Origin of the sequence: Arthrobacter sp. UYCu712 (genome assembly GCF_040547005.1) — a bacterium.
Lineage (GTDB): Bacteria > Actinomycetota > Actinomycetes > Actinomycetales > Micrococcaceae > Arthrobacter.
This window is the reverse complement of the sequence record NZ_JBEPOZ010000015.1, coordinates 45,109-64,326: the sequence shown is the minus strand read 5'-3', so window position 1 is coordinate 64,326 and position 19,218 is coordinate 45,109. Positions and strand designations below refer to the sequence as shown.

Annotated in this window: 17 protein-coding genes and 2 pseudogenes; 5 read left to right on the top strand and 14 right to left on the bottom strand. The window is 65.4% G+C overall.

Annotated elements, in window-relative coordinates:
* Window positions 1-194 precede the first annotated feature (194 nt).
* Window positions 195-1,622 carry a CitMHS family transporter gene (locus ABIB51_RS14905; RefSeq protein ID WP_354189323.1) on the bottom strand — a complete coding sequence of 476 codons (1,428 nt, stop codon included), beginning with the start codon at window positions 1,620-1,622 and terminating at the stop codon, window positions 195-197.
* 171 nt (window positions 1,623-1,793) lie between these two features.
* Here ABIB51_RS14905 and ABIB51_RS14900 point away from each other — a divergent pair, with 171 nt between their 5' ends.
* The gene (locus ABIB51_RS14900; RefSeq protein WP_354189321.1) at window positions 1,794-3,521 is read left to right on the top strand and encodes a sensor histidine kinase; all 1,728 of its coding nucleotides are present in this window, start codon (window positions 1,794-1,796) and stop codon (window positions 3,519-3,521) included.
* Entirely contained in the window at window positions 3,514-4,185 is a 672-nt protein-coding gene (locus ABIB51_RS14895; RefSeq protein ID WP_354189319.1) for a response regulator, read from the top strand. The genes ABIB51_RS14900 and ABIB51_RS14895 overlap by 8 nt, the downstream gene beginning before the upstream one ends.
* A 23-nt stretch (window positions 4,186-4,208) precedes the next feature.
* Here the strand turns inward: ABIB51_RS14895 and ABIB51_RS14890 are convergent.
* From ABIB51_RS14890 to ABIB51_RS14850, 9 genes and pseudogenes are all read right to left on the bottom strand, one after another.
* Window positions 4,209-4,438, bottom strand: a pseudogene (locus ABIB51_RS14890) (RidA family protein); the annotation flags it as partial.
* Window positions 4,439-4,516: 78 nt separating this feature from the next.
* Window positions 4,517-5,038, bottom strand: a complete 522-nt coding sequence (locus tag ABIB51_RS14885; protein ID WP_354189317.1) for a hypothetical protein — start codon at window positions 5,036-5,038, stop codon at window positions 4,517-4,519.
* A gap of 88 nt (window positions 5,039-5,126) precedes the next feature.
* The gene (locus ABIB51_RS14880; protein ID WP_354189315.1) at window positions 5,127-5,630 is read right to left on the bottom strand and encodes a GNAT family N-acetyltransferase; all 504 of its coding nucleotides are present in this window, start codon (window positions 5,628-5,630) and stop codon (window positions 5,127-5,129) included.
* A 96-nt stretch (window positions 5,631-5,726) separates the two neighbouring features.
* On the bottom strand, window positions 5,727-6,554 hold the full coding sequence (locus tag ABIB51_RS14875; protein ID WP_354189313.1) for an inositol monophosphatase family protein: 828 nt from the start codon (window positions 6,552-6,554) through the stop codon (window positions 5,727-5,729).
* Entirely contained in the window at window positions 6,551-8,866 is a 2,316-nt protein-coding gene (gene ligA / locus ABIB51_RS14870; RefSeq protein WP_354189311.1) for an NAD-dependent DNA ligase LigA, read from the bottom strand. The genes ABIB51_RS14875 and ligA overlap by 4 nt, the downstream gene beginning before the upstream one ends.
* Before the next feature lie 106 nt (window positions 8,867-8,972).
* Complete coding sequence (locus ABIB51_RS14865; RefSeq protein WP_354189309.1) at window positions 8,973-9,236, bottom strand: hypothetical protein; 264 nt, start codon at window positions 9,234-9,236, stop codon at window positions 8,973-8,975.
* Window positions 9,237-9,392: 156 nt separating this feature from the next.
* Complete coding sequence (locus ABIB51_RS14860) at window positions 9,393-9,590, bottom strand: hypothetical protein (RefSeq protein WP_354189308.1); 198 nt, start codon at window positions 9,588-9,590, stop codon at window positions 9,393-9,395.
* Window positions 9,591-9,867: 277 nt separating this feature from the next.
* Window positions 9,868-10,251, bottom strand: a complete 384-nt coding sequence (locus tag ABIB51_RS14855; protein WP_354189306.1) for a hypothetical protein — start codon at window positions 10,249-10,251, stop codon at window positions 9,868-9,870.
* A 339-nt stretch (window positions 10,252-10,590) separates the two neighbouring features.
* Window positions 10,591-11,439 (bottom strand): hypothetical protein, encoded by an 849-nt coding sequence (locus ABIB51_RS14850; RefSeq protein WP_354189304.1) that lies wholly within the window; start codon window positions 11,437-11,439, stop codon window positions 10,591-10,593.
* A 520-nt stretch (window positions 11,440-11,959) separates the two neighbouring features.
* Between ABIB51_RS14850 and ABIB51_RS14845 the strand changes: the two are divergent.
* Window positions 11,960-12,082 (top strand): annotated as a pseudogene (locus ABIB51_RS14845) (PDDEXK nuclease domain-containing protein); the annotation flags it as partial.
* Between the two features lie 128 nt (window positions 12,083-12,210).
* On the opposite strand, the gene ABIB51_RS14840 reads toward ABIB51_RS14845, so the two are convergent.
* Window positions 12,211-12,954 carry an HAD hydrolase-like protein gene (locus ABIB51_RS14840; protein WP_354189302.1) on the bottom strand — a complete coding sequence of 248 codons (744 nt, stop codon included), beginning with the start codon at window positions 12,952-12,954 and terminating at the stop codon, window positions 12,211-12,213.
* Between the two features lie 74 nt (window positions 12,955-13,028).
* On the opposite strand from ABIB51_RS14840, the gene ABIB51_RS14835 reads away from it, so the two are divergent.
* Complete coding sequence (locus tag ABIB51_RS14835) at window positions 13,029-13,496, top strand: Lrp/AsnC family transcriptional regulator (RefSeq protein WP_354189300.1); 468 nt, start codon at window positions 13,029-13,031, stop codon at window positions 13,494-13,496.
* A gap of 4 nt (window positions 13,497-13,500) precedes the next feature.
* Here the strand turns inward: ABIB51_RS14835 and ABIB51_RS14830 are convergent, their stop codons facing one another.
* From ABIB51_RS14830 to ABIB51_RS14820, 3 genes are all read right to left on the bottom strand, one after another.
* Window positions 13,501-14,910 carry an aspartate ammonia-lyase gene (locus ABIB51_RS14830; RefSeq protein ID WP_354189298.1) on the bottom strand — a complete coding sequence of 470 codons (1,410 nt, stop codon included), beginning with the start codon at window positions 14,908-14,910 and terminating at the stop codon, window positions 13,501-13,503.
* A gap of 101 nt (window positions 14,911-15,011) precedes the next feature.
* Entirely contained in the window at window positions 15,012-16,427 is a 1,416-nt protein-coding gene (locus ABIB51_RS14825; RefSeq protein WP_354189296.1) for an aldehyde dehydrogenase family protein, read from the bottom strand.
* Complete coding sequence (locus ABIB51_RS14820; RefSeq protein WP_354189294.1) at window positions 16,420-17,469, bottom strand: homoserine dehydrogenase; 1,050 nt, start codon at window positions 17,467-17,469, stop codon at window positions 16,420-16,422. The genes ABIB51_RS14825 and ABIB51_RS14820 overlap by 8 nt, the downstream gene beginning before the upstream one ends.
* 298 nt (window positions 17,470-17,767) lie before the next feature.
* Here ABIB51_RS14820 and ABIB51_RS14815 point away from each other — a divergent pair, with 298 nt between their 5' ends.
* On the top strand, window positions 17,768-19,207 hold the full coding sequence (locus tag ABIB51_RS14815) for an amino acid permease (protein WP_354189292.1): 1,440 nt from the start codon (window positions 17,768-17,770) through the stop codon (window positions 19,205-19,207).
* Window positions 19,208-19,218: the final 11 nt, after the last annotated feature.

Genomic DNA, 19,218 nt, shown 5'->3' with positions numbered 1-19,218 from the left:
TCTGAATGCCCTGCCGCCGTCCGGCGCCAGGCCGGACGATCCTTTGGCTGCTCGCTCGTTCCTCGCTTAGACGCAGCCGGCAGGATGTCCGTCCCGTCGCCGTATTGCTTCCCACACCAAACGAGACAGCAGAGTGCGGATAATTTCCGCACTCTGCTGTCTCGTTGTTATTTTTTGTGGTGTTCCTTGGCTTCTTAGCCGATTCCGATGGCTCCGGTCAGGACTCCGGTGGCGAGCATGACCAGGGAGATCACGGCGGTGCGCCAGAGGACCTTTTTGTGGTGGTCCCCCAGATCCACCTTGGCGAGGGACACGAGGAGCAGGATCGCGGGGACCAGCGGGCTCTGCAGGTGGAAGGGCTGGCCGGTGATGGAGGCGTGTGCCATGTCGGCGGCGCTGACGCCGTAGTGGGCCGCCGTCTCGCTGAGTACCGGCAGGACGCCGAAGTAGAAGGCGTCGTTGCTCATGAAGAACGTCATCGGGATGCTCAGCACGCCGGTGATGATGGCCATGAACGGGCCCATGTCGGTGGGGATGACGGCGACGAGCCATTCCGACATCGCCTTGACCATGCCCGTGCCGTTGAGGACACCGGTGAGGACAGCGGCGGCCATAACCATGCTGACGACCGCGACGATCGACGGTGCGTGGGCGATCAGCTGGGCACCCTGGTCCTTGACCTTCGGGAAGTTGACCAGCAGGGCGATGGCGGAACCAACCATGAAGACGAACGGCAGCGGAATGATGTTGGCGACGAGCGTCACCATGACAGCAACCGTCAGGCCGAGGTTGAACCAGAACAGTTTGGGACGCAGCGTGGCGCGGTTGGGGTCCAGCGCGGTGTCCGCCATAGCGGAATCGCGGTCATCCACGAGCACGTCGGTGCGTTCCAGGACAGCCACCGAGCCGTTGCCGGCGGGGGTTCCGCCGGAGGGGCGGGTGCTCTTGCGCCGGCCGCCGGTGCCGCCGTCGTTCGTGTCAGCAGAAGCCCAGATTTCGGGGGCCAGGGCGCGGAGCCGGTTGCGTTCCTGCAGGCCCAGGAGCCAGCTGAAGACGAAGACCACAATGAGGCCGGCGATGAGGGACGGGATCATGGGAACAAAGACGTCGTTGACGTCGAGCTTCAGCGCGGTTGCTGCCCGGGCGGTGGGGCCGCCCCACGGCAGGATGTTCATGGTGCCGTTGGCGAGGCCCGCCACGCAGGTCAGGACCACGGGGCTCATCTTGAGGCGCAGGTAGACCGGCAGCATGGCCGCGGTGGTGAGGATGAAGGTGGTGGAGCCGTCGCCGTCGAGGGACACAGCCGCTGCGAGGATGGCCGTGCCGAGGACCACCTTGGCGGGGTCGTTGCCGAGCTTGCGCAGGATGAACCGGACCAGGGGGTCAAAGAGCCCGACGTCGATCATCAGGCCGAAGTAGATGATGGCGAACATGAGCAGGGCCGCAGTGGACGTCATCGATTTCATGGAGTCCATGACCATGGGGCCGATGCCGAGGCCTGCGCCGGCGAAGAGCCCGAAGACTGTGGGGACGATGATGAGCGCCAGCACTGGCGTCAGTTTCTTCGTCATGATCAGCACCATGAATACCGCAATCATGGCGAATCCTAGTAATACCAGCACGGCCGGCTCCTTCTTCGTTGAATGGCACCACCCCGGTGTGATGCGTACTACAGACGTTAGAGTGGCGCGCGTCACGGCTGGGTCTTTGGCTCATTTGATTGGCATACTGCTTATTGGAAGCATTTTGCTCATTTTGCTCACCGCTTCATAGACCCGAAGAAGGAGGCCGCCGTGAAGACCAGACCGGGCCGGGCTCCCTTGCGCTTTTCCACCCAGACCCTTTTCCTGCAGCTGGCCGTCGTGGCGCTGGTGGTGCTGCTCAGCAGTGCCGTCCACGCCTGGCTGACCTACGAGCGCCTGGGCCGGGAGGCCGAGAACCAGGCCCTCACCCTGGCCCGGACGGTCGCCTCGGACCCCGGGGTGCGGGCTGAGGTCCAGTCCATCAGCGCCCTCCCGGGCACTCCCCCGCCGGCCGATCTGCTGGCCGGTCCGCTGATGGCCGCCGCCGAGGGCGCACGGGCCCGGACCGGGGCGCTGTTTGTGGTCATCACGGATGAGACGGGCCTGCGGCTGGCCCACCCCGACGCCGAGCGGCTGGGTGAACGGGTCAGCACCGACCCCTCCGAGGCACTGGCCGGCAAGGAAGTCACCACCCGGAATACCGGCACCCTGGGCCCCTCCGCCGGCGCCAAGGTCCCGGTGTTCGCGCCGGGGTCGGAGAGCGTGGTGGGCGAGGTGAGCGTGGGCTATTCCACCGAATCCATCGGCCAGAGCCTGGTCCGCGACATCGTCCCCATCGCGCTGACGGCCGCCGGCGCCCTCCTTGTGGGCGTGCTGGGGTCCGTCCTGTTGCGCCGGCGGCTGCAGCGGCTGACGCTGGGGCTGGAACCGGAGGAGATCAGCACCCTGGTCCACGACCAGGTGGCCGTGCTGCAGGGCGTCGACGACGGCGTGATCGGTGTCTCCGCGGACGGCCGAATCAGCGTCTTCAACACCGCCGCGCAGCGTCTGCTCGGCCAGCCCGACCTGGCCGGCACACCGTGGGCCGCGGCGCCCGTGCCCGGCCAGCTGAAGGCCCTCACCCGGGCCGACGCGGCGGAAGGCGATGCGGTGGAGTTCCTCGCCGGCGGCCGGGTCCTGGTGGCAAGCGCCCGCAAGGCGCTGCACGGCCGGGAGGACCTCGGCTGGGTGGTCATGCTCCGGGACCGCACCGAACTCCAGCAGCTCACCCGCCAGCTCGACGCCGTCGGCACCATGTCCGCCGCGCTCCGGGCCCAGCGCCACGAGTTCGCCAACCAGATCCACACTATTGCCGGCTTCATGAGCATCGGCCAGCACCAGCAGGCCCGCGACTACCTGGCCCGGCTGGCGGCGACGGGGCCGCTGAAGTTCCCGGTGGACCAGGCCGAGCTGCTCCAGGACCCGTATCTGCAGGCTTTCCTCGGCGCCAAGGGCGTCGAGGCGGACGAGCGCGGCGTGGTCCTGCGGCTTGGTCCGGAGTCCCTCGTCCGCGGCCATGTCACCGAGCCGCAGGAAGTCACCACCGTCCTCGGAAACCTGATAGACAACGCCGTGAACGCCGCCGTCGCCGGTTCCTCGGCCGAACGCTGGGTTGAAGTGGAGGTGCTGGACGAACCCGGCGCGCACGGCGGGGCCGGAACGCTGCATATCGTCGTCGGCGATTCCGGCGACGGCCTGGCCGCCGGTGCGGCGGGTGCGGCCGAGGCGGCCGGAGCGGAGGCCGAGGCGGTCTTCGCGGAGGGATTTACGACGTCGGAACGGCCCGCCCGGGCGGGCGGGGGGCAAGGACTGGGCCTGGCGTTGTCCCGGCAGCTCGCGCGGCGCCGCGGCGGGGATGTGCGGGTGGTGGACCCGGGCTCCCCCGGCGGACCGGGAGCCGTGTTCGTGGCCACCCTGCCGGGCACGACGCAGCCAAACGAAAGGGACAGCGATGTCTGAGGATTTCCGGGTGTTGATTGTGGATGATGACTTCCACGTGGCCAAGCTGCATGCGGCGTACGTGGATTCGGTGGCCGGGTTCCTGGCGCTGCCGCCGGCGGGCTCGGCATCCCAGGCCCTGCAGGCCATCCACAGCCTGCGCCCGGACCTGGTGCTGCTGGACGTCTACCTGCCGGACGCGTCCGGGCTGGACCTGCTGCACCAGCTGGACGTGGACACCGTGATCCTCAGCGCGGCCTCGGATACGGCCTCGCTGCGGCTCGCCTTCCGCCGCGGGGCACTCGGGTACCTGCTCAAGCCCTTCACGGCCGAATCGCTCTCCCAGCAGCTGCGGTCCTACGCGCGCTACCGCCGGATCCTGGCCCAGCCCGGATCCGCCAACCAGGAGACGGTGGAACGGGCCAAACGCGCCCTGATCCCGGGCGACGTCACCACCTCGGCCCGGCCCCGGTCCGCCACCGAGGCGGCCGTGCTTGAGTCCCTTGTTCCGGGTGAGCAGTATTCTGCCGCCGAGGTCGCGGTACGGGTCGGGGTTTCCCGGGCCACGGCCCAGCGGTACCTGTCCGCGCTCGCGGACGACGGCGCCGTCGACATCCAACTGCGCTACGGCACCACCGGGCGGCCGGAGCACCGCTACGGCCTCGCCCCGGCACCTGGCAGCTGAGGCCCTACCGGAATGCCGCTGGGCTAGCTGGCGCTCTTCTGGGCGAGGAGTTCGATCTCGACCAGCATCTTCGGGTCCAGGAACGGCAGCACGTGGACGAGGGCGAGCGTGGGGCGGATCTCGCCGAAGACTTCGACGTGGGCGCGTCCGGCTTCCTCCCACTGGCTGATGTCCGTCAGGTACAGCTGTAGAAGTCATCGCCCACCACGCCGTCCGGGCCGCTTGCGGCAGTGGCGGAGATGAAGAGCGTGTGGGGAGCCGCTGCCGGAAACCCGGCGCAAATGTGTCGGGCGGGCTGCCGGGGCTGAGCTGCCGGGTACCGGCTGCCGGGTCAGGAGGTGATGTCTCCGTGCCGGCGGAAGGCGTTGCGGCGGGCGTGCCCGTGGACGCGGCTCAACGCCTCAATCTGGGAGCGGGCCTCGTCGCCCAGCTTCACGAAGGCGCCCCGGTCCAGCCCGAGGTCGGGAGCCAGCTCTTCCAGGGTCTGCCAGCCGCCGAGTTTCCCGAGGATCGCCGCGCGCATCAGCTCCGACTCCAGGACCATGGTCATCGGTGAACGCCGGACAATGCGGCCGTTGAGTTTCAGCCGGCCGGCACGTTCGGCCAGCCAGGCTGCCGCTTGCCGGTGCGGACGCTGCCGTACGCCAAGGTCATGGATCAGCCCGTGCAGGAAGTCCCGCTCCTGGCGGATTTCCGCGCTGACGCGTGCGATGTCGGCGGACACCGGGGTGTCGGCGAAGGCCTCGGCCATCCGCTCGATCCGGGCCAGTCCCGCCGTGGCACCGGTCAAATGGTCGGACATGTAGAGGCCCAGCAGTTTTGCGTCGATCGAGCCGGGGATGTGCGGTGCCATGGAGCCTCCAGGGTGTGCCTGTTTCCTGAGCGTGTCGGTTGAAAAACCATACCGCACGCCGGTCGGCCGCCCTCGGATGCCTTCGGGATTAGAGCTGCTGGCGGTAAACGAGCAGTTTGATGTCCGTGTCCGGCACCAGCCAGTCCCGGTCGGGAACCCGGACGAACCCCGTCTTCTGGTAGAGGCCGTGGGCGCTTTCCCAGGTCATGCCCGTGGTGAGGGCCACGGCGTGGATGCCGGGCAGGGAACGTCCGTGGGCGATGATGGCCTGGACCATGGCCTTGCCGGCTCCGCTGCGCTGGACGGCAGGGTCCACCACCAGCATCCGGAACTCCAGCTCGTCGCTCAGGGCGATGTCGGCGTACGGTTCACCAGCGACGGCCAGCGTTACGGAGCCCACGATCCGGCCCTCCCGCTCGGCAACCCAGATGGTGGCTTTCGCCGCCCGCTGGGCGACGTTCTGGATCTGCTGCATGTAGGGATGCTCGGCGCTGGCAAAGTAGCCGGCAGCCAGGTAGGCCTCCCGGGTGATGCGCGCTATGGCGTCGAAGTCAGCCGGAACGGCGGGGCGAATGAGGATCTGCGAAGGCACCTGTCCATGGTACGGGCGGGCGCGCCGGACGGGCCGCGGAACGGCGGTTTCCGTGATTGAACTATCAGTACGGCGCCCGGGCCTCCTGGTCCCGGGTCAGGGCGGGAAGGTGCCGGAGAGTTCCAGGGTCCCGGCGCACGTCCACGCGGACAGGCGTTCGACGTCGGAGGGTCCGCCGGCCAGCGGGCTGGTCAGCCGCGGCCGCCGTACCCAGCAGCCTGCCTCCTCCGCGATCAGGGCGCCGGCGGCAAAGTCGTGTTCGTTCAGCCCGCGTTCACCGAACGCATCGTGGGTGCCGTCCGCGACGAGGCAAAGGTCGAGGGCCGCCGAGCCGAGCCGGCGGACGTCGGCGAAACCATCCATCAGGCCGCCCAGCACACCGGCCTGCTCCGCGCGGACGGCGGGGTCGTAGCTGAATCCGGTGGCCAGGATCTGCCCGCGGCGTCCCGGGACGGGGCCGAAGAGCTGCGTCGTCCTGCCGTTGTATTCCAGCCAGGCGCCGTGGCCGCGGGAGGCGTAGTACGTCCGGCCCAGCGCCGGGGCGTTGACGACACCGGCCAGCCAGACGCCGTCGGCGTCCGCCACGGCGACGGAAGTGCCGTAGTAGACGATGTTGCGGATGAAGTTGGTGGTGCCGTCGAGCGGGTCGATGGACCAGCGGTAGCCGCTGGGGGCATCCGGCAGGACGGTGCCGCCCTCCTCCCCCGTGATGGTGTCCCGCGGCCGTGCCGCGGTGAGGACGTGGCGGACGGCTGATTCCGCGGCGAGGTCGAAGGCTGTCACCCAGTCCCCCGAATCGCCTTTGTTGCTGACGTCGAGTTCAGCAGCGTTCCGGCCGGCCAGGACAGCGGCCCCGGCTGCCGCAGCCGCCTTGGCCAGGTCGAGCAGCACTTCCAGTTCCGGGGTGGCGGGATCGGCGCTCATTCGGCCGCAACTGCCTGGACTTCGTCCTCGTCTTCGTCTTCGTCGGAGGCGTCAGAGGCGTCAGAGGCGTCAGAGGCGTCTGAGGCCTCAGTGGCGCCGCCGGTGCCCGCAGCCGGGCCGTTGGCCAGCAGGGCTCGGAACCCGTCCTCGTCCAGGACCGGCACACCGAGCTGTTCTGCCTTGTCCAACTTGGTGCCGGCGCTTTCGCCGGCCACCACATAGCTGGTGTTCTTGGAGACCGAGCCGGCGGCCTTGCCGCCGCGGATCAGGATGGCCTCCTTGGCCTCATCCCGGCTGAAGCCCTCGAGGCTGCCCGTGACCACGATGGTCAGTCCCTCCAGGGTCCGCGGCATGGACTCATCGCGTTCGTCCTCCATCCGCACACCGTCCGCCGCCCAGCTGTCGACGATTTCGCGGTGCCAGTCCTCGGCGAACCATTCGGTGAGGGCCTGGGCGATCACCGGGCCGACGCCGTCGACGTTGGCGAGTTCCTCCTCGGAGGCCCGCCGGATCGCGTCCATGGTGCCGAACGCCGTCGCGAGGGCGCGGGATGCCCGCGGTCCGACGTGCCGGATGGACAGGGCCACGAGGACACGCCAGAGCGGCTGGGTCTTGGCCTTTTCCAGTTCCCGGAACAGCTTGTCCGTGGTCGCCGTGGGCTTGGACGGGGCCTTGGACGTGCCTTTGCTGAAGAAGTACGGGACGAGTTCGAACTCGCCGGTGGCCACCGCCTTGGACCGCTTTTCGCGCCGGATGCGGACAGTGGCGAGGTCGTCGGACGTGAGCCGGAACAGGGTCGCCTCGGTGGTCAGCGGCGGGGTCTCGGGCTCGGCCGGCTGGGTCAGGGCGATGGCGGCTTCCCAGCCAAGGGCCTCGATGTCGAAGGCTCCGCGGCCGGCGAGGTGGAAGACGCGTTCGCGCAGCTGGGCCGGGCAGGAGCGGGAGTTGGGGCAGCGGATGTCCACGTCCCCCTCCTTGGCCGGAGCCAGGGGTGTGCAGCATGCGGGGCATTCGGTGGGCATCACGAAGTCCCGCACCGGCGGGTCCTGGGCGTCCCGGAGGGCAAGGACCGGCCCGACGATCTCCGGTATGACGTCCCCGGCCTTGCGCAGCACCACGATGTCGCCGATCTTGACGCCCTTGGCCTTGACGACTTCCTGGTTGTGCAGGGTGGCCATTTCCACCGTGGACCCGGCCACCTTGACCGGTTCCATCACGCCGTACGGGGTGACGCGGCCGGTGCGGCCGACGTTGACGGCGATGTCCAGCAGTTTGGTGTGGACTTCCTCCGGCGGGTATTTGTAGGCGACGGCCCAGCGCGGGACGCGGGACGTGTAGCCGAGCGCCCGCTGCGTGGCGAAGTCGTCCACCTTGATCACAATGCCGTCGATCTCGTGGGTGAGGCTGTGCCGTTTGTCGCCATAGCGGGTGATGAACGCCAGCACGTCCTTGAGGGTGGGCAGGACCTCGAAGTACGGGCTGGTGGGCAGCCCCCACTCGGCCAATTGGCGGTAGGTGTCCGATTGGCTGACCGTGTCGAGCCCTTCCCGGGCGCCGATGCCGTGCACGTACATCCGGAGCGGGCGCTTGGCGGTTTCCGCGGGGTCCTTCTGGCGGAGCGAGCCGGCCGCGGCGTTGCGGGGGTTCGCCAGCGGCGCCTTGCCGGCCTCGATCAGGGCCTCGTTGAATTCCGCGAATGCTTTGGAGGGGATGAAGACCTCGCCGCGGATTTCCATTTCGGCCGGGAAGCCGCTGCCGCTGAGCTGTTGCGGGATTTCCTTGATGGTGAGGACGTTGTGCGTGATGTCCTCCCCGGTGGTGCCGTCGCCGCGGGTGGCGGCCCGGATCAGCACACCGCCGCGGTAGAGCAGGTTGACGGCCAGGCCGTCGATCTTCAGTTCGGTCAGCCAGGACGGCGCGGCACTGCCGTTGCCCAGCTTGGTAACGCTGGCCTCGGCCTTGGCGATCCAGGCTTCCAGCTCGCCGAGGGAAAAGACATCCTCGAGGCTGTACATGCGCTGCAGGTGTTCGACGGCGGTAAATGCCGCGGACACTTCGCCGCCCACCTCCTGGGTGGGCGAATCATTGGCGACGAGCTCGGGGTGCATCGCCTCGATGGTTTCCAGGCGCCGGAAGAGTTCGTCGAACTCGGCGTCGGATATAGTCGGCGCGTCTTCCTGGTAGTACGCGAAGCGGTGCTTGCGGACCTGTTCAACGAGGTCCTCGTACTCGTCGCGGACGGCGTCGGACGGGACCAGCTCCCCGGCAGGAGTTTCGGTGTCGGTTTCTGCTGCAGTCTTCCCTGTGCTCACAGACCTATCCTGCCTTAGATCGCCGCCAATGTCCGGTCAGGTCGGGGCTTAAACGGACCGGCCCGGACGCTGATGCGTCCGGGCCGGTCTCACGTGCAGGGGCTGCCTAGCGGGAAGCGCTCTCCTGCTCGGTGGCGTTGCGGCAGGCCTGCTTGCCGGCCTCCTGCAGCGCCTGGGAAACCCGAGCCAGCGCCGTCGCGTGCTGGCCGTTCCACTCACTGCGGAACTTATCGGCGTCCGGGCCCTTCCAGTCGGTGCTCTCCAGCACCTTGGTCAGCGTCGACTTCTGCTTGTCGATCTCCGACGAACCAGCCTGCAGCTTCGTCCCAAGGTTCTTGAGCTGAGCAATGTCTGCACCCCAAATGGCCATTGAAAAACTCCTTAGTTCAACGGACCCGACCACTCTCGGCATCCCCGGCGGCCCCAGGCTGCTCCGGAAGATCCATTGCCCCCAAGCTACCCTGCCCCGCGAAAACCTGTCGATGGGCACCCCTCCCCATCGCACCCGATCCGCCCAGTTGCCCTATCACTCGCGGTCCCCATGCCGGCCCGGAAGCAGCCACAACTGATAGGGCAACGGGACTAGCTGCTGGCCGGGGTGGCGGTTCAAGTCGGCGATCGATTCCGCGGCGGTGAGATCGACCCAGCGCTTGGGGCCATTGATCTGCAGGCTGTACATCAGGCGTCCGTCGCGCCAGTTGCCCGGCAACCAACCCGGAACCATGTTTCCGTTCCGGGGCCAGTCGTCCTGGATAATCCTCGGGCTGTTGCGCAAGTCCTTGGCCCCCGCGCCATCGCCAGAGCCCCGGCATATGCGGTCCTCTTGTCCCCTGCCAGATACACGGTGGATCCCGGGGTGTCGAAAGGCGACCACGAGGACCGGTCGGCGGAGCCGGCCGTGCGCGGCAACGGGTTTAACGGACCGTAGGAGGATTTGGCGATCCCGTAGCCGATCACCGGCCCCTCCACGAAGGCCAGGCCCGTGGCGGAGCAGACCTGCGTCAAGCGGAGGACCTGTCCTCGGTCATCGCGGCAGCAGCGCCCATGACGTCCTTGGCGCGCATGTCCCGGGTAGCCTCGATCGGGGATACCTCACCCAGCCAGGGGTTCGCACCGACAAACCACAACCCGGCCACGTGTTCACCTTCCACGCCGGCCACTGCCGTCCAGGCGCGGTGCGCCAGCTGGAGCCTGGCCTGCGCCTCGGCCCGCGGCTCAGGCCCGTCCGTGCGGGCCCAGCGGTAGCTGATCTTCGGGTCCCTGCTGCCCGAGAGTGCGGCTACCAGCGTCGCGCCGAGAGCGCTGTTAAGCTGCCGGACGATCTCCCGGATGCCCAGGCGCGCGGTTCCACCGTGGGCGGCACCCACGTCGATGGAGATGCTCATAAACACCACGCTCCTTCCACTTCGTCACACAAGTCGAACGAAAAGCACCGAAATGACCACCGAAAAAACACTAAAAAGGTATCTCTAGTCGACTCGGGAACGGGCTTCGCCGCGTAATCGCGGCAACGGGCCATGCCGGCTGGAAGTAGCGGCGGCCGGACGCGGCTGGGTATCCGCGGCGCAGGCCAACAGCGCCGTTACGGGTAACCCTCCGTGTATAGCGCTCTCAGTACACGGCGGAGCGGGAAACTCCTGACGGGGGAGCCGTTTAGACGGTCCGGCGTGGACCGTGCCCCGCGGCCGTCGGCCAGCCGCCCTCATCCCCGGTTGCGGAGCGGTTCACCGTAAGGCGATCGAAGTCACCGCCCCAACAAACGTCGGCAACAAAGCCAGCGACGCCAGAAGGAGCATGCCGCGCCCCGTCCAGAGGGCGGCCCGCGGATGCCGCGAACGGGTGGCAGGGACGATTTTGGCCCAAGCCATCACCAGCAGCGCGCCGAGTCCGAGCAGGAGCCCCGCCGGCGGGAAAAGGACCGCCCCGAGCAGCGGCAGGTAGGATTTCCAGGTCGTTCTGTCCAAGGGCAGAAGTCGGTCACTGACCGCCCCTGCCACTGCCACGACGAGCGCACCGTGGAACACGGCGAGGGCTGCGAAGAGGACGACCGTCAGCCACCCGGGTTCGACAATATCGAAGTCAACGTTCTCCGGCCGCAGCGGATCCACGGAAGCTCCGAAGCCCAGCAGAAGCACTGCACCCAGCGCCGGACCCGCCCACCGGCCGGCGGGCAGCCACCGGCGTATCAGCACATAGATGAATGCTGCTGCGAAGCCCGCCGGGAGGCCCGCGAAGATCAACAAAGCCAGCGTGCCCTCGAGCGTGGGAATGCCCACGATTGCCTGAGCCTCGGTAACTCTTCCTTGCGCGGACGCCGGTGACGTGAGGGCCAGGATGCGCATTACAACCCGTCCGCCGGGCCACGCAACCAGGAACGCGGACGCGATTGCGGCTATAGTCGCCACGTTCGCCCACCACAGATATCGGCGGAACGGCCCAGTAGGAGTCTGCAATCCGGTCGCATGCCGGGCAAGGACGGCGGGCATGCGTACAGGACGGTTTCCAAAGGTAACGACCAGCCCCGCGCCGATGACCAGCAGCAGCGTGCAGGCCACCACAATCATCAAAGACACGACACCATCACCACCCAGAAACCGGTACACTCATTGTCACCTGAAGTCCAGCCGTTTGCCAGACCGGCGTGAGGGCAGCTGCAGACACGGCTATCCACGACGAATGACCGGTTCGTTGAGCAAATTCCTACCCCTCTCGGGCGCACGATATGCGTCACCATCCGCCGAGGGTGAGAACCATCCCGACGAGGGGGCGTCTGAGTGCCCGGGCGCCCTGCTGAACAATGGGCACCACTTGGGCTACCTCTAGGAAGTTGCCCGCCGAACGCGTTTGTCCCACAGCCTGTTTTCCGTACTCCGAAGGACTAATCGTCGGAGCCTACATGCGGTTCCATGTCGTTGAGTGCACTGGGTGTGGTGAGGTGAATGTCGCGGCCTACGCCTCTGAAACCCACGGTGTGATCCTCCAGACGATCCCACTGCACGAGCAGTAAGTGGGTGTTGGGCGACTCGATTGAACGCGAGAGCGACATCGTGACAAGGCCAGGCATCGACGCAATAATCAATTGAGCCTGATCGAAAGTTCCAGCCCGAATATGCCGGGAAGCTCAATTTCTACGTCGCGCTCGTCGACGACGTGCTCCGGCGCGGGCACCACAACGAAACCATAGGGATCCTGATCTGCGGCAGCAAGAACGACCGCAGAAGACATCTGATCATTGCAGCCGATTTCCTCAGAGCGGGCTTCGGGGGCGGACTGGCCGGGCTCGTCCTATGGGCCGGGGTCCTGTAGAGGCTTCTAAAGGAGTTGCCGGATACACCGCTAGTGAGCTAATCCCGATTCGTGGACTCATGCAGGGTGGAGTCTTCGTGATGGGCGGGGCGCCGGCTATTATTCAGGATCACTGGCAGCAGAGCCGCAGGTGAGGGGGCCATGGCGGCCGCGTGCGACGCTTCGTTTGCCTCTCCGTAGCCCCAGGGCGCGAAGATCGTGGGGATTCCGTGCTCCGCGGCTCCCGCGACATCGTGGCTTCGGTCTCCGACCATTGCCGGATGGGAGATGTCGATGCCTTGGGATTGGAGACGGAGCAGCAGTTCGGCAATGACTTCCGCTTTGGTGGCCCGTCCCTCGCTGTCCGATGCCCCGCATACGTTGATGAAGTGGCCTTCTATTCCAAACCGTCGCGCGAGTCGTACTGCTTGATCTTCCACTTTGGAGGTGGCCACAGCCAGGGGAACACCGGCTGAGTGGAGCTGCTCCAGCAGTTCGATGATTCCGTCGTAAAGGCTGGACTGCTCGGCGCCATGATCCGCGTACGCTTTGCGATAGTGTTGGAGGGCTCTTTGGGCGGTTGGTTCATCCAGCCCTGCGACTGTTCTGAAGGACTCGATCATCGGCGGGCCGACAAACCGGCGCAGTTCATCCTGTGACGGGACTGGTGCGCCCACAGCCGCCAGGGCTTGGGCAGCACTTGATGTAACGCCGGGTGCTGAGTCGAGGAGCGTTCCGTCCATGTCGAACAGGACGCAGGTGATGTCGATGAGCGTCGGACGGGTTTGATGCGGAAGTATCATTTTTCTGGAGCTTTCGGTCTTGGGGTTGGTTCAGCTCGGGTTGTACCCGGGATTGATTGCTGTGAAGGGTGGGCATGGATCGAGTGAGTCTTGATCAGATAGACCAGAGGATCTTTGCGGAGCTCACGAAGAACGCACGCATTAGTCACGCCGAGCTGGCAACGAGGGTTTTGCTTTCACGGAATGCCGTGCGCCAGCGGATCGACCGGATGGAACGGCACGGGTATATCCAGGGGTACACAGTTGTCTCAGGCCCGCCCGGCCAGAGTCCCGTATCGGCCTTCCTGATGGTTTACAGGAAGGACCGCGTGCGGGGTTCGGACGTCATCACCGTTTTGCGGACGATTCCGGAAGTGGTGTTGTGTGATGTCGTAAGCGGTGACTTTGATCTTTTGGTGAGAATTGAAGCTCGGTCGTTGGAGAGAATCCAGGAGATCTGGGAGCAGATCGCGGCGCTTCCGGGCGTCACGGACACAGTGACGGCGATGACGCTATCCAGTGTCATCCGGCGTGGCGCCGGAGGAGTCGGCGAGACGGAGTGAGCGATCAGACCGCGGACAAGTCCGGGTGGTCGACGGGCAGTACGGCGGATTCAAGGAGTGTCTGAGCTGCGGCCCGGTCCAGGAGGTTCCTGCTGGTGACGACGTCGAGAATCGTTGATCCGTTTCGGAGGGCCTCCTTGGCAACGGCTGCTGCGGCTGCGTATCCGATGGCCGGAATCAGCGCCGTCGCAAGGCCCACCGAGGCTGCCGTCTGGCGGGCGAGCCGTTCGGTGTTCGCTTCGATGCCTTCCATGCAGTGTGTCCGGAGAACGCGTACTCCTTGTTCGAGCCATGAAATGCTCTGGAGAAGTACGTGGGCAATGACAGGTTCGAAGGCATTGAGCTGGAGCTGGCCGTTGTCTGCCGCCATCGTTACTGTCGTGTCTGCTCCGGCGACCGCGAAGGCGATCTGGTTCATCGCCTCCGGAATCACTGGGTTAACCTTTCCCGGCATGATTGATGACCCGGCCTGACGGGGAGGCAGGGTGATCTCACCAAAGCCGTTCTGCGGTCCGCTGGACAGCAAGCGGAGGTCACTGCTGATCTTGGACAGCTTTATCGCCGTCCGTTTTAGCATTCCCGACATATGCATGAAAACGCCGACGTCGGACGTCGCCTCGACGAGGTCAGGGGCAGGAACGACCTGGACGCCGGAGACTTCAGACAGTGCCCGCAGTACACGCTGCTGATATCCCGGTTCGGCGGTGATACCGGTGCCGATGGCGGTGGCGCCCAGACTGCACTCGAGCATCAGCCTCGTGGACTCCAGGAGCCTGGAGCGGTCTTCCTCCAATGTTGCGGCGAACGCATTGAATTCCTGCCCGAGGGTCATCGGGACAGCGTCCTGAAGCTGGGTCCTGCCCATCTTCATGACGGCGGCGAATTCGGCGCCCTTGCTTCTGGCGGCTTCGGCGAGCTTGCCCAGTTCGTGGCTGAGTTCTGCGGTGGCGAAAATCAGGGCCAGCTTGATCGCGGTTGGATATGTGTCATTGGTTGACTGGCACCGGTTAACATGATCGATCGGATGCAGGTGCTCGTATTCTCCGCGGCGGTGGCCCAGTTTTTCCAGGGCAAGGTTCGCGATCACTTCGTTCGCATTCATGTTCGTGCTTGTGCCCGCTCCACCCTGAATGACGTCCACACAGAACTGCTCGTGGTGCCGACCGTCCTGGATTTCCTGGCACGACTCGCGGATTGCTTCGGTTTGCGGCGGCGTGAGGACTCCGAGTTCGCAGTTGGCCTGAGCCGCGGCGCTCTTGATCATCGCCAATGCGCGTACCAGATGCGGGTGGCGGGAGATAGGAATACGGCTGATGGGGAAGTTTTCCAAGGCACGGGCCGTGTGTGCTCCCCAATAGACAGCAGCCGGCACGGGAATGCTCCCGAGCGAATCAGTCTCGATACGGGTGGTCATGATTTTCCATCCTTGTGGGGAATCGTTGCTTGGCGATGCTGATGGTGCTGCACCGGGCGAAATTGGAGGAGCGCAACGTCCGGTCGCGCCCCTCCAGGCCCTTAGTTCTTGATGCAGATGACCTTCGGCTGGGTCATTTCTTCATAGGCGAAGCGGACGCCTTCCCGGCCCATGCTTCCGTATTTGGACCCCCCGAACGGCATGCCGTCGAACCGGTAGTCCGAGGAATCGTTGATCATGACGCCGCCTGCTTCCAGCCGACGGGCAGCGTCCATGGCGTTGCTCAAGGAGTCCGTGAAAATGCCTGCGTGGAGGCTGAACTCGATGGCATTCGCCACTTCGATGGCTTCCTCAAAGGTGTTGAAGGCATGGAGCATGACAACGGGCCCGAACACTTCTTCCTTCCAAAGTCTGCTGTCCTCCGGGACGGCTTCCAGGACGGTCGGCTGAAGCACATTGCCGTCCGCCACGTTGCCAGTGAGAAGTACAGCGCCGGCGTCGATGGCCTCATCCAGCTTGGCCCGGAGTTCGTTCAATGCAGCGGCGCTGATCATCGGCCCGACATCCGTCCGCTCGTCCGACGGGTCGCCGGCAACCAAGAGCGCCGCTGCATCCAGGAAACGCTGGCGGAACTCGGCGTACAACGGGGTAGCCACGAGAATCCGCTGCACCCCCACGCAGTTCTGGCCAGCGGCCCAGAACGCTCCGGAGACGCAGGATTCCACGGCGTCCGCAATGTCAGCGTCGTCCAGGACGATGACCGGCGCGTTTCCGCCAAGATCCATCGAAAGCTTCTTCAAGCCGGCGGCACGGGCGATGCTTTCACCAGTGGAAAACCCGCCAGTGAAGGACACCATTCGTACCTCGCGGGACGCAATGATGGTTTCGGCCACCTCCCGGTCGCCGTGCACAACAATGAGGACTTCGGACGGGAGCCCTGCGTCCACAAGGGCGTCCGTGAGCAGCTGTGCCGACAACGGAGTCAGGGCGGAGGGCTTGAGGATTACGGCGTTTCCTCCGGCGATGGCCGGCCCGATCTTGTGTGCCACCAAGTTCAGCGGGTCGTTGAAGGGCGTGATCGCTGCAATTATGCCCAGCGGCTCCCGCGAGAACCAGCCGGTGCGGCCCTCCGAGCCCTCATACGAGTCAAACGGGATGACTTCGCCGGCGTTCCTGCGGGCCTCGGCTGCGGAGAGGCGGAGGGTATTGACTGCGCGCAGCACTTCCTTCCGCGCCTGCCGGATGGTTTTCCCGGACTCGGCCACAATGGTCCGGGCGAACTCTTCGTTCCGGTGTTCGATGTCCGTTGCGGCGGCGTCGAGAATCTTCCCGCGTGCGTTGCGGGACAACGCCTGTGCCTTCCGTGCCCCGGAGCGGGCCACTTCGAGCACGGCTTCGCCGGCGGTGGAGGCGGTCAGCGGAACCGAACCGACGACCCTGCCGTCGTAGGGGCTTGTCACTTCACGGACATGCTGCGACAGCGCCGTTTCCATGCGGCACAGCGTGGACTCAGACATGTGCAACGGCTCCCGTCTTGGCTGCGTGCATGGCGATGATGTCAGAGAGCAAAGCGTAGGCAGTCTCCACGCGACCGGCTCCCGGTCCCGAGACGGTGACGTGGCCCAGGAGGTCGGTGTCGAAGGCGACGGCGTTCGTTGCGCCCGAAACCCCGGCCAGTCCGTGGTCGAGGGGGAGCTCGACGGGGGTCACGCCTGCTGTCACGGTCCCGTCAGGGTTCCGCTGTGCTGAGCCGACGAGCTTCCAGCGGCGTCCCGCCCGGGACGCCTTATTGATATCTTCCGGCGTCACCGTCGAGATCCCCTGCCGCTTAACATCCTTGAGTTCGATGCCGGCGTCGAGCAGCTCGTTGGCGAGGATCAGGACCTTGAGCTGAACGTCGTAGCCCTCGACATCTGCTGCGGGGTTTGCCTCGGCGTAGCCGAGTTCCTGTGCCTCGCGAATAGCCGCATCGTAGTCCAAGCCGGCTTCCATCCGCCCGAGCACGTAGTTGCTGGTGCCGTTGAGGATGCCTTCGAAACCGTTCAGCTTGAGGCCCGAGAACATCTTCTTGGCCAAGCGGATGACGGGCGTGCCGCTCATGACGGCGCCTTCGAACTCGAAGTGCACGCCATTCTGTTCGGCCAGTGAAGTCAGCTCGGCACCGCGGAGAGCAACTGGGCCTTTGTTCGTCGTGCAGACGCTCTTGCCGGATTCGAGCGCCCATCGTACGTGGGACACGGCAGGTTCGCCGTCTTCGGGGTTCGTGTAGGTGGCCTCGCAGATGATGTCGGCGGTGCACGTATGGATGACTGATTCGTTGTTGGTATCCGCGGATCCGCCGTGCACGGCAAAGGTTTCACTCCCGCCTAGGTTCAGGGCCATGGAGAGGTCAATACCCTCGGGCTGGACCAGCGATCCGAGGCGAAGGTCGGTGATGGCCACTACCCGCAGGCCAAAGCCCAGATCGGAGCGAAGGCCCTCGCCGCGTGTTGCGATCAGTTCGGCCAGGGTCCTGTTAACGCCGCCGAAGCCGATCAGCGCAATGTCATAGGTGGTCATGGTGCTCCTTCAATCAATTACATTGGTCCCCCAATGGTGACCGCATTCCATGTCAGTCAGGGCATGTGATTCTGACCGAAGAACGGGGCGAAATGACCATCCGTATGTCGATTCGACATGTACCACCACAGGTAACATACGTGCAACATATGCATGTCTAGATGTTTTTAATGACCAGAGCGATCATTCCGTGTTACCTTCATCACCATCCTCTTGTGCAGCTCCAGCCACCCGACGGCCCCCTCGGCCCGAGGCTCACGCGCACCGATCGCATCTGACCACTCACCTGGGAGACACCATGGAAACCTCATCACCCATCAAGCTAGAACCACAGCCCACAGCCCCGCCGTCGGCCGAACCTGGACTCCGCCGGTCCATGGGATCTCGGCATCTGGTCATGATCGCCATGGGCGGCGTGATCGGATCCGGACTCTTCCTGAGCTCGGGTTACACGATTTCCCAGGCCGGGCCGCTCGGTGCGGTCATCGCCTATCTGATCGGCTCCGTCGTGGTGTACCTGGTGATGGCGTGCCTCGGCGAACTAGCCATCGCTTACCCGGTCTCGGGTGCCTTCCACATCTACGCCGCGAGGTCGATCGGGCCCGCCACCGGGTTCGCCACGGCCTGGCTGTACTGGCTTTGCTGGGCGGTAGCCATCGGGTCGGAGTTCACCGCCGCCGGTCTCCTTATGCAACGCTGGTTCCCGGGCGTTGACGTGTGGGTCTGGTGCGTCATCTTCGCCTCCATTTTGTTTGGCTTCAACGCAGTTTCTTCGAAGTTCTTCGGCGAATCCGAGTTCTGGTTCGCCATCGTTAAGGTCGCGGCGATCATAGGCCTCATTGTTCTTGGCGGCGCGGCATTGTTCGGCTTCCACCCGCTCAGCGAGGGAAGCAACCACCCCACCATGTTCGAGAACTTCAACACCTCCGGAGGCCTCTTCCCGAATGGCTTCACGGGTGTCCTCGTCACGGCGCTTGCGGTGTTCTACGCCTTCTCCGGATCCGAGCTCATCGGCGTGGCTGCAGGCGAAACAGCGGATCCCGCCACCAGCATCCCGAAAGCAATGCGCAGCACGGTCGTGCGCCTGCTGATCTTCTTCGTTGGCGCGATCGCCGTCATCGCTGCAACCGTCCCATTTGACCAGGTCGGACTGGACGAAAGTCCGTTCGTGACAGTCTTCTCATCCATCGGCATTCCTTTTGCTGCCGACATCATGAACTTCGTCATCATCACCGCACTTCTGTCAGCCGGCAACAGCGGCCTCTTCTCCTGCGCCCGGATGCTGTACTCCCTCGCCGATGAGGGACACGCCCCCCGTGCGCTAAAGAAGTTGACCCGTCGCGGCATCCCCATGATCGCGCTCTCGGTCAGCATGCTCGGCGGCCTGGCTTCACTCATCAGTAGCGTCATTGCACCTGAAACGGTGTACCTGGCCCTCGTTTCGGTGGCTGGCTTCGCCGTCGTCGGAGTCTGGATGTCGATCGCCGCCTCTCACTTCTTCCACAGGAGGTCCTTCGTCAAGAACGGCGGCGATGTAGCTGCCCTTCCCTACCGGGCCCCGCTGTTCCCGCTGGTGCCGATCCTGGCCTTCTCGCTGTGCCTCATCTCGCTCATCGGCATTGCCTTTGACCCGAACCAGATAGCGGCACTCTACTTCGGAGTTCCCTTCGTGGGCGCCTGCTACGCCTACTTCTACTTCAAGTACGGGCGCCAGGCAAGCATGGCCGAGCCGGCCTAGTTGCATCGTTC